Here is a 9,984-nt window from a genome sequence, read left to right on the forward strand (position 1 = left end):
CGATGGGGCGGGGTGTCCCCGCTCACGTCCACGCCGAAGCGATCCTCAGTGCCCTGCAGGAGGCCCGCCCCGCCGGACTGACCGTCATCCAGCTCATGGCCGCCACCGAACGCACCCGCGCGCAGATCCACACCGGACTCGCGCACCTGCGCCAGGTCGCAGCCGCGCGCGGCCTTCCGCCCGTGACCTGGGACAGAAAGTGGGGATACCGGCTGCTGGATGACGCCCCGGAGGTGTGGATCGGCTACGAGCGAGCCTTCTTCGACACCGTGCACCACCGAGTCGCCAACTTCGTCGCCGGGATCCTCCTCCCGCACCAGAAGAAGACCCCCAACGACCCCTATATCCGCACCGTCATGGCCCAGATGGGTGCGATCGAGTCCACCCTTCAGCTGCTGGCCAACTTGGAATGAAGCAGAGCAGGAAGGCAGGCAACGGGCCGCGATCACAGCGCAGTTGGCGCCTGAACCCCAGATCGCGGCCCTGGTCTCATGTTGCTGCCGCACTACCGCTACCCCTCCGACACCAGTGACGTGGAATGGTTCCTGCTGGAGCCCCTTCTCCCCGTTCCCGCATCATCACCGACAACGGGGCGAAGTGGAGGGCGCTGCCCGCCGACTTCGGCATCCCCTGGCGCACCGTGTTCGGGTACTTCGCCCGCTGGGCGAAGGCCGGTGCGCTGGGGCGGATCCTTGACCAACTCCGCCGACGGCTGCGGCTACGCCGTCGCCGCTGTCCCTGGCCGGTCCGGGTGATCGTGGACTCCCAGTCCGTGAAAGGTGCGGAGACAGTGTCGAACGCGACGCGCGGATACGACGCGAACAAACATATAAATGGGCGAAAACGGCATCTTCTCGTCGACCAGGACGGCCTGCTCGTCGACCTGCTCGTCACCCCCGCCGACGTCCAGGACCGCGACGTGGCCCGCATCCTGCTGACCCGCCTTCACGCCGAACACCCAGAAATCGTCCTGGTGTGGGCGGACAACGGCTACGGCGGAGAGGAGTTCAGCACCTGGGCCCAGGACACCCTGGGTATCACGATCAAGGTCGTTCCCCGCCCAAAAGACGCCAAGGGCTTCGTTCTGCTGCCCAAGAGGTGGGTGGTGGAACGGAGCAACTCGTGGACGATGCGGGCCCGGCGCAACGCAAGGGATTACGAACGGCTCATGTCCCACGCCGAAGCCCACATCCAGTGGGCCTTCATCACTCTCATGACCCGCCGGCTGTCCCGACACCACCACCGCCCAGAGAAGGTCATCACATCCACCCTCGCGGCAGATGTCTGAAGAGCAACTTCAGAAACTGGCTTGAGCGCCGCCCTGGAAGCCGCCGTGACGCCCTTCAGCAGGGGAAGGGGCGGCCGCGCCTGCCGAGCTTTGAGCGCAGCTCGCGGCCCCCGCTCCGAACCTCGCTACCGGCCTTGCACGGCGTCGCGCCATACGGGCTGAGCTGGGATTTTGTGCCCTCTGGCCGTACTGTCTCCCCATCGTGAAAGGGGGCCGTATGGACCGGAACATCCGCACCGTCGAGGACGTGCTGAATCTCCTGGACGACCTGTTCACGCCCGACGCCGACCGCTGGACGAGCGACGCAGGCGCCTGGTGGGACGCCTTCTATGCCGACCGCTCCAGACCTGTGCCGTTCTTCGAGGCCAAGCCGGACGAGAATCTCGCCTCATACCTCGACCGCCGGCTCATCACCCCGGGCCGGGCACTGGACCTGGGCTGCGGCCCCGGACGCAACGCCCTTTATCTGGACTCCCTCGGCTTCCAGGTGGACGCCGTCGACCTCTCCCCGACAGCCGTCGGCTGGGCCGAGGAACGCGCCCGTGAGACCGGAGCCAACATCCGGTTCCACAGGGGAGACGCCTTCGCCCTCGCCGGCACCGAGCTGAGCGGACGCTATGACCTGATCTACGACTCGGGCTGCTTCCACCACCTGCCGCCCCACCGCCGCATCAGCTACCTCGCCCTGCTCGACCAACTCCTGGCACCCGGCGGCTACTTCGCACTCACCTGCTTCACCGACGGAGAAAGCGGAGGATCCGACCTCCCCGACGCGGCCTTCTACCGTGACGCCCGCCTCCATGGCGGACTCGCCTACACCCCGCACTCCCTGCGCCGGATCTTCTCCAACCTCACAGAGGTCGAACTTCGGCTCATGCGCGACGAACCGACCGAGTCCGTCTACTTCGGCGAACCCTTCCTCTGGACGGCCCTGTTCCGACGCGATGCCTAGCCAAGCACGAGCTGTCCGAGGAAGCCGTCAACAGCCGCCGTTTGCTTCACCGTCCATCGACGCCAAACCGAACGGGACCCCCGGCATCACCCCCATGTCAACCCTGGTGACCTGCGGAAAGAGGTTGTGACACAGCTTCTTAGGCATCGAGATCGAGCACCGGGTCCGCGACGGTCTGCTGGAGATCAGCAAGAAGCTCGGCATCCCCCCGCTGGTCACCAACGACTCGCACTACACGTACGCGCACGAAGCGTCCGCCCACGACGCCCTGCTGTGCATCCAGACCGGCAAGAACCTCTCCGACCCCGACCGCTTCCGGTTCGACGGCACCGGCTACTACCTGAAGTCCACGGACGAGATGTACGCCATCGACTCCTCGGACGCCTGGCAGGAAGGCTGCGCCAACACCCTCCTGGTCGCCGAGCAGATCGACACCACCGGCATGTTCGAGGCCAAGAACCTCATGCCGAAGTTCGACATCCCGGAGGGCTACACCGAGGTCACTGGTTCAAGGAGGAGGTCCGCCGCGGCATGGAGCGCCGCTTCCCCGGCGGCATCCCCGAGGACCGGCAGAAGCAGGTCGAGTACGAGATGGACGTCATCATCCAGATGGGGTTCCCCGGGTACTTCCTCGTCGTCGCCGACTTCATCATGTGGGCCAAGAACAACGGCATCGCCGTGGGCCCCGGCCGAGGCTAGGCGGCCGGTTCCATCGTCGCGTACGCCATGGGCACCACCGACCTCGACCCGATCCCGCACGGCCTGATCTTCGAGCGCTTCCTCAACCCCGAGCGCGTCTCCATGCCCGACGTCGACATCAACTTCGAAACCGAGGACGGCGTCCCCGTCGGGATCGAGGACATCACGCCCAACGTCCGCACGGACGCCGAGTTCCCGAAACAGGCCTTCAAGGACAGCGGCCACCAAGTCCCGGAAGCTGTCGGGCGTGGTCACCGAGTTCAGCAACCGGGGAGAGCTCCCCCGCGGTTCGCTGGCCAGCGGAGCGAGAGCGGGAACCTCCGCCCCGCACGAGGCGCCGTCTGAGGAGCTCCTAGAGCGTCGCATGGTGGAGCCACGTCATGCTCTCCCTCGGCAACGCTTTCGCCGAGATGGTCGACGACCTTCGGGGTCCAAGCGAGGACATCACGCGCAGCGTATGCAGCGGTTCCGAGGTCCCGGCGATTCGACGAAGGGGTTCCCGGCGGAACCAGCAACCGAGCCGCGGATGACCAACCTGCACGTCAAACGGCAAGTTCGGCGGCTGAGCGGGCGGCGGCTCGTCGTCAGCCCGAAGCACTGGTCAGGCCGCGCTCCAACATGCTCTTCATCAACGAGGGCATGTTCGGGAAGCCGCTGCTCACGACCGTCCCGGTAGCCGACGGAAACACACAGCCCGGCCGCCTTCGAGTAGTGTTTACCCAGGTCAAGGGCGTCGACCTGGAGCTGCTGAGCCTCCCGCTGGACGACCCCAAGACCTTCGAACTGCTCCAGCGCGGCGACACCCTCGGCGTCTTCCAGTTCGACGGCGGCCCCATGCGCTCGCTGCTGCGGCTGATGAAGTCCGACAACTTCGAAGACATCTCCGCCGTCTCCGCGCTCTACCGTCCCGGCCCGATGGGCATGGACTCGCACACCAACTACGCGCTGCGCAAGAACAAGCTCCAGGAGATCACCCCCGATCCACCCCGAGCTGGAGGAGCCCCTCAAGGAGGTCCTGGACGTCACCTACGGCCTGATCGAGTACCAGGAGCAGGTGCAGAAGGCCGCCCAGATCATCGCCGGCTACTCGCTCGGCGAGGCCGACATCCTCCGCCGCGTCATGGGCAAGAAGAAGCCCGACGAACTGGCGAAGAACTACGCCCTCCCTCGACAACGTCTTCGGCGCGGGCAGGCGCGTCGAGGTGATCCGGTACCTGGCCGAGGGAGCCGGGCCAGGACGTCCCCTCCCTGGCTGCTTGGGGAAAGCTCAATATTTCTTCTAAGGGCTGTCCCGCAAAAGCTGGCTGGGTCATGAACCGGGTGCTGGGCGGGATACTCGCGAGACTCCGACACGGCAGCTGTGGCAGCCTGAGGACATGCCCGAGCTGCTTGTTCACGCAGGCCATCACTACGCGCTCCAGTTCCACTACGCGTTGCCGGACGATGCCTGGTGTGTGGAGCTGAGCTAGGCTGTCCCGGCGCCGGCCGCGTGGGCTGAGATTCCCAACGCCGAGACACACCTGCCTAGAGCTGCCTTCCTGGTGGCGTCACGCCTTCCTGCCCCTGCTGGCCAACCCCCGCACCCTGCCGACCGTCGTCGGCCTGCTGAGCCCCAACCTGCATCTGCTCTCCGCCCACCTGATCGCTCTGCCCTCCGGTCCCCCGCGCACCATCCGCACGCCCGAACGCCCCGGATGGCACCGCGACATGTACGGCGTGACCGCCGACCTCGGCTTCGCCCACACGCCGCGCATGGCCATCAAGGTCGCCCACTACCTCACCCCCGTCACCGGCGACTGCGGGCTCACCATGTTCCTGCCGGGCAGCCACCTCCTCACCGAGGAACCCCGCATCCTCGCCGGCGCGGCCGATCCCATCGGAGCGCTCACACCGGAACTCAAGGACGGCGACGCCGTGCTGTTCGAGAACCGCACCTGGCACGCCAGCGGCATCAACCTCTCGGGCCTTCCCCGCATCGCCTTGATGCTCCAGTACGGCTACCGGTGGCTTCAGCCGGTCGACGCCCCTGCCACCGACCTGCTGGCCGATCCCGCGCTCAGCCCGATCGAGCGGCAGCTCGTCGGCATGCCCGACCGCAACCCAGACGGTTCCCTCGCCAAAGGCGCAGGCGCCGCACCGCTGCGCAGCTGGTGGCATTCCATGGAGTGATCCACGGCCGCCTCTGGCTCCGGTCCCGGCCGACGCCCCGAGTGCCGCACCCTCAACTCCGCATGCCCTACGGACGCGCTTGATGACTTCGGCGACCGGACCGGGCACCCCCCCCGGCCGGCACCGAGAGGTGCGGGAACCTGCTGCTCGACACGTAGGAGACGCCTCCCCGACGCTGCTACGACATGCGGCCCGTGTTCGGCAGCAGACTGGTGTCGGCCCGACGCCGCATCCGCGTGACGGCCGCCGGGTCAGTGATGATGAGCGCTTACTGACTTTCAAAGCGTGATGTCGTCATGGTGGGGAGAGCACGAGTCCGGTTCCGGTGAGGCAGCCGTCGAGGACGTCGTGGCGGTACTGGAGCTGGCGTAGGCCCCGCCGGACGGCGGTGATCAGGTCATGGGGGTCGGCGAAGGCGCGGTTGGCCGTGGTGGTGCGCCGCAGCACCGACCAGATGCCCTCGACCGGGTTGAGGTCCGGTGCGTAAGGCGGGAGTTGGTAGACGGTGAGCCAGTCCCGCTCGGCGATGTAGCGGCGCATCCCGGCCGTCAGGTGAGTGTTCAAGTTGTCCCATACCAGCACGATCGGACCGCCGAGCTGCTGGTGCGCGGTCTGGATCAGGTCGCGGTAGTCCTTCCACGAGAAGCTCTTGCGTCCGTCGGGCCGGGCGTCCGGGCAGGGCCGGTAGATCAGCCGCGGGCGTTCGCCGGGTTTGTAGCAGGCCAGGGCCGCGACGGATAAGCGGCGGCGGGAGCGGCCTCGCACACGCACGACGGGAGTACGGCCGCGGCGGGACCAGGTGCGGGTGGTGGGCGGCGTCATCGAGAATCCGGCCTCGTCCTCGAAGACGAGCCAGGCCCCGAGCGCCGCCACGGACCTTCCACGCTTGGCCAGGTCTCCTTCACCCAGCCGGCCACCGCCGCGTCGTCGCGCTCCACCGCCCGGCGGGCCGGCACCTGGCAGCTCCAGCCATGCCGCTTGAGCAGCGCGGCAACACCCTGCAGGGTGTACGTCTTGTGGAACCGGCGCCCGATGAGGGTTTTGACCCGTGACAGGGTCCAGGTCTGGTCCGGCCAGCCGTGCGCCACCGGCCCCTTGGCCAGCTCCTGCTCCAGCACAGCGAACATCTCGTCACTGAGCAGCGGCAACGACGCCGGACCTCTGGAGGCCAGGGCTCTCGGCCCGTCCTTGGACCAGGCCTTGCGCCAGCGCTGTACCGACCGGACGCTGACCCGCAGGTCGTGCGCGATGACCGGGTTCTCGTCGCCCTGGGCGAACCGCTCGGCCGCCTCCATCCTCAACTTCTCACGGAAGGCCCGCCGCGCGTCGGTCAGCCCGCCCCCTTGCGCATACCTCATGCAGTCGGCATACCGCAGGGATCACCGGCCGCCAGCCCCTGCCGACACCACGCTTTGAAGCTCAGTAGAAGGTCCGCGAGCAACGGCCGTCGGGCGAGCGGCTCACCACCACAGACCTGGGGCAGCACGGCAGGTGCCGTCGGCCGAGGGACCCTCGAAAGCTGGCTGAACTGCGCACGTGCTCCTGACGGCCAGTGCTACCTACCCGTTTACCGGCCGTGGGGCAAACTCCATTGCATGGTGAGTTTGCACATCATCACGTCAGATGACTGGCCGTTGTGGCAGGAGATCCGCGTTGCCGCGCTGACCGATGCGCCGCACGCATTCAAAGCCAGGCTCGCCGACTGGCACCGGGGTGGCCAGGAGCAGTGGCGTGCTCGCCTGGGTATCTCCGGTTCCTACAACGTCGTCGCGCTGCAGGGAAGCCTGCCTGTCGGCATGGTCAGGGGCATCCCCGGGGACGGCGAAACTAGCGAGCTCAGGTCGCTGTGGGTCAGCCCCGAGGCACGAGGCAACGGCGTCGGAGACCAGCTGATCGAAGCAGTCACGACGTGGGCCCTGCGATCGGGCTCCACAACACTGAAGCTCGCGGTGATCCCAGGAAACGAGTCCGCCACCGCCCTCTACCAACGCAACGGGTTCATCGCCACCGGAGAACTTGGGGACCTGCTGCCCGACGGCGTGACCAGGGAGCAGGTGATGGCCAAGAGACTTCGCGCCCCGCAGCGCCGTCATCTCTCGTGAACATTCCCGGCTGGGCAGATCACCAACTGCCGTCGAAACTCATGACCGCGTACTGTCGCTACACGTGAACAGAGCCACGAGGCTGTTCGCCGTGCCGCTGCCCACGGAGCCGCCCGAGCTTTTGATCGTTGGCCCTGGTACGTGTCGCAGCGGAGTTGTGCTCGACGGGCTTGTGATACTGGCAACGCGTGGCGGTCCAGGGCCTGTTCCCCGTGCAGGCCATGTACCGCGCCCTTCTCCGGTTGACCGGCCGGTGACCAGCGGCCTCGGGCCTCGCAGGGACCCGAGCCGTAGGTCGGCCCTTCGACCGCGGCTCAGCCGTGGTGTCAGGCCGGGCGGGGCCGGCGGGGACCGCCGTGGCAGTAAGCCAGTCGGCGGCTTCGGCATCGGTCATCGCTGTGTCGTTTCTCCGGTACGACCATTGCACTCACACGAGGGGCGCAACCGCCGTGCCCGGCACGTGCGCCCCAGGTGGGCCGCTACCTACAGGTACATGCGTACCGCTCTGCTGCGCGGCCTGCCCGTCGCACTCCTCGCCGTCCTGTCCCTCACCACCGCACCGCCCGCACACGCCGCCCAGGCCGTCGCTCCCGCGGCGCCCTCCTACACGCTGCCGCTCACCAACGCGGTGAACACGATCTCCGTCGCCGCGGAAGACCGCACCGGCTACGACCGCAAGCAGGCCTTCGGCGACTGGATCGATGCCGACCGCGACGGCTGCAACACCCGTGCCGAGGTCCTGCTGGCCGAGGCCGTCGAGCCGCCGGGGGTGAGCGGACGGTGCACCCTGACCGGGGGGCTTTGGTACTCCTGGTACGACGACCAGTACGTCACCAAGACCGACATCGACCACATGGTGCCGCTCGCTGAAGCCTGGGACTCCGGCGCCTCGCAGTGGACCCGTCAGCGCCGCGTCGAGTACGCCAACTACCTGGGTGATGACCGGCATCTGGTCGCGGTCAGCCAGCGTTCCAACCGGCAGAAGTCCGACCAGGACGTCACCACCTGGATCGTGCCCCACAACCCCTCCCAGCGGTGCCACTACCTGTCCGACCAGGTGGCGATCAAACTCGCCTGGGAGTTGACCGTCGACCCCGCCGAACAGGCAGCCATGCGCCGCATCGCCGACGAGTGCCCCGACACCGACGTCACCGTCAATCCCGTCCCCTGATGCCGGCTCGCCGTGGGTTTTCGTGCCGGTGGGACGCTGGCGCAGCGGTCCCCCGGTGGAGTGAACCCGCGGCACACCAAGCCGTACCGGGCCCGGCGGGCAGTACTTGTAGTGGGTGATCAAAAACCTGATGCGTGCCGCGGCGGTCACCGCCCTGGTCTTCTGTCCGGTGGCCGTCCCTGCCTCCGCTTCCAGTGCACCTGGCGTGGTGAAGGCCGCGATCGACTGCCCGTCCGGCTACGTGTGTATCTACCCAGAGATCAACTTCGGTGGTCAGCCGTGGGTACGGCGGGCTGTGGACGGCAGCGTGAAGGACCTGCCGTCCGCGATCCGTGACCGCGGTAGCTCGATTCGCAACAACTCCGACCGCACCGCCCGCGTGTATGAGAAGCGCAACCACAGCGGCCGACATGTGTGCGTCACCCGCAGCGGCGGTTCCATCCACGACCTGCGCGGCTACAACCTCAACGACCAGACCCGCTCCCTGAAAATCAACCGCAACGACTGCGGCTGACCACCGACAGCACGAGGAAAGGGTGGGGCCGATCCCCCTGGCCCCGCTTTCGCACCTGTTCATTTGTGAGAACGGGACCGGTGGCCGGCGTTCGGCTGAGGGATGGGGCCGAACCCGTCGATGCCGTCGACAGCGACCTCCGGGCCGCGGCTGCCGATCCTGCCGGGATCCGCTGCCCGGGCTGCGGAGGCCCAGGGGTCGCTGTTCAGCACTCCGAGCAATCAAGCTGATGACCAGGCGAATCACCCGCCAGCGGAAGCGGCCAGCCGACATCTCGCGAAGCCGACCAGGCCTGATCAATCTCAAGGCCAGGCCCACCCCTTTGGCGCTGCGTCGCTCTGAACGCCACTCGCGCCGCCCGGCACGGCCTTACTGCTCATTTCAGAATGACGTTCGGAGTCGTCTCAAGCAGATGATGCTGCAAGCGAGTTGGAGCAGTCCGAGGTGGAGGTCGGCTCGTATCTCGTGGCGGATCCGCAGGCGTTTGATCTCGACCGGCGGCGGCAGCAGTGCGGGCGGACCGTACTGGTTCGTGAGCTGTTCGATCGCGGGGTACGCAGGCGTCTTACCAGGCCTCTACTCGGTCGAGTGAAGAGGCAGGGATCGGGAACCCCCGGCGGCCGCTCACGCGTAGTGCCGGGCATGAAGCCGATCAACGAACGGGCGGGCAGAGGGCCGGGAGGTGCGCTGGAGGAGTTGTTATGGGGGTCGGAGACGGTAGCGAGAATGATTTGCAGTATTTCGGCGAAGTAGGGGCCGGGGGCGGGGGTGTCGGTGTCGGGATGGCGGTGATAGTCGGCGGTGACCCCGGAGGCGGTGTACGACATCACGGCGAGCGTCGTGTCGCTGTAGGGGCGGTCACTGTCGGCGGTCATCTGCGTGACGATGCGCAGGACGGTGGCGGTGCTGGCCTGGCACTCTGAGGCCCCCCTGCTGTTCCTTCCCTACGGCCGCTGCACCGCGTCGGTGCTTGGACGTGGTGCGGGGTCGAGCCGATGTCGCCACCACGCGCTCGCACGGGCAGTTGTCAGCGGGCCCGTGGATCCCACACGAATAGTGATGCGGGTCGTGATCACGTGGACCCTCCTT

Annotated in this window: 8 protein-coding genes and 2 pseudogenes; 8 read left to right on the forward strand and 2 right to left on the reverse strand. The window is 67.4% G+C overall.

Going from position 1 to position 9,984, the window contains the following annotated elements; genetic code table 11:
• Positions 1-2: 2 nt before the first annotated feature.
• The 5 genes and pseudogenes from ABEA82_RS38215 (at position 3) to ABEA82_RS38240 (ending at position 5,108) form a co-directional block, all read left to right on the forward strand.
• Complete coding sequence (locus ABEA82_RS38215) at positions 3-413, forward strand: RacP protein (protein WP_345666364.1); 411 nt, start codon at positions 3-5, stop codon at positions 411-413.
• Between the two features lie 125 nt (positions 414-538).
• On the forward strand, positions 539-1,288 hold the full coding sequence (locus ABEA82_RS38220; RefSeq protein ID WP_345666365.1) for an IS5 family transposase: 750 nt from the start codon (positions 539-541) through the stop codon (positions 1,286-1,288).
• A gap of 217 nt (positions 1,289-1,505) precedes the next feature.
• Positions 1,506-2,240: a class I SAM-dependent methyltransferase gene (locus ABEA82_RS38225; RefSeq protein ID WP_345666366.1), complete on the forward strand. Its 735-nt coding sequence runs from the start codon at positions 1,506-1,508 to the stop codon at positions 2,238-2,240.
• 142 nt (positions 2,241-2,382) lie between these two features.
• Positions 2,383-4,104, forward strand: a pseudogene (locus tag ABEA82_RS38810) (DNA polymerase III subunit alpha); the annotation flags it as partial.
• 506 nt (positions 4,105-4,610) lie between these two features.
• Positions 4,611-5,108 carry a phytanoyl-CoA dioxygenase family protein gene (locus tag ABEA82_RS38240; protein ID WP_345666371.1) on the forward strand — a complete coding sequence of 166 codons (498 nt, stop codon included), beginning with the start codon at positions 4,611-4,613 and terminating at the stop codon, positions 5,106-5,108.
• 294 nt (positions 5,109-5,402) lie between these two features.
• Here the strand turns inward: ABEA82_RS38240 and ABEA82_RS38815 are convergent.
• A protein-coding gene (locus ABEA82_RS38815) for an IS630 family transposase (RefSeq protein WP_425588597.1) occupies positions 5,403-6,466 on the reverse strand; the annotation gives its coding sequence in 2 pieces (ribosomal slippage) (positions 5,403-5,956 and positions 5,956-6,466; 1,065 coding nt in all).
• Between the two features lie 237 nt (positions 6,467-6,703).
• On the opposite strand from ABEA82_RS38815, the gene ABEA82_RS38255 reads away from it, so the two are divergent.
• The 3 genes from ABEA82_RS38255 to ABEA82_RS38265 all read left to right on the forward strand — a co-directional run bounded on the left by ABEA82_RS38255 (position 6,704) and on the right by ABEA82_RS38265 (position 8,895).
• Entirely contained in the window at positions 6,704-7,210 is a 507-nt protein-coding gene (locus ABEA82_RS38255; RefSeq protein ID WP_345666368.1) for a GNAT family N-acetyltransferase, read from the forward strand.
• A gap of 493 nt (positions 7,211-7,703) precedes the next feature.
• Entirely contained in the window at positions 7,704-8,381 is a 678-nt protein-coding gene (locus tag ABEA82_RS38260; protein WP_345666369.1) for an HNH endonuclease family protein, read from the forward strand.
• Positions 8,382-8,496: 115 nt separating this feature from the next.
• Positions 8,497-8,895 carry a peptidase inhibitor family I36 protein gene (locus ABEA82_RS38265; RefSeq protein ID WP_345666370.1) on the forward strand — a complete coding sequence of 133 codons (399 nt, stop codon included), beginning with the start codon at positions 8,497-8,499 and terminating at the stop codon, positions 8,893-8,895.
• 381 nt (positions 8,896-9,276) lie between these two features.
• Here ABEA82_RS38265 and ABEA82_RS38270 read toward each other — a convergent pair.
• Positions 9,277-9,381 (reverse strand): annotated as a pseudogene (locus ABEA82_RS38270) (IS5/IS1182 family transposase); the annotation flags it as partial.
• Between the last annotated feature and the right edge of the window lie 603 nt (positions 9,382-9,984).

The sequence above is a fragment of the Streptomyces venetus genome, assembly GCF_039540295.1.
Lineage (GTDB): Bacteria > Actinomycetota > Actinomycetes > Streptomycetales > Streptomycetaceae > Streptomyces > Streptomyces venetus.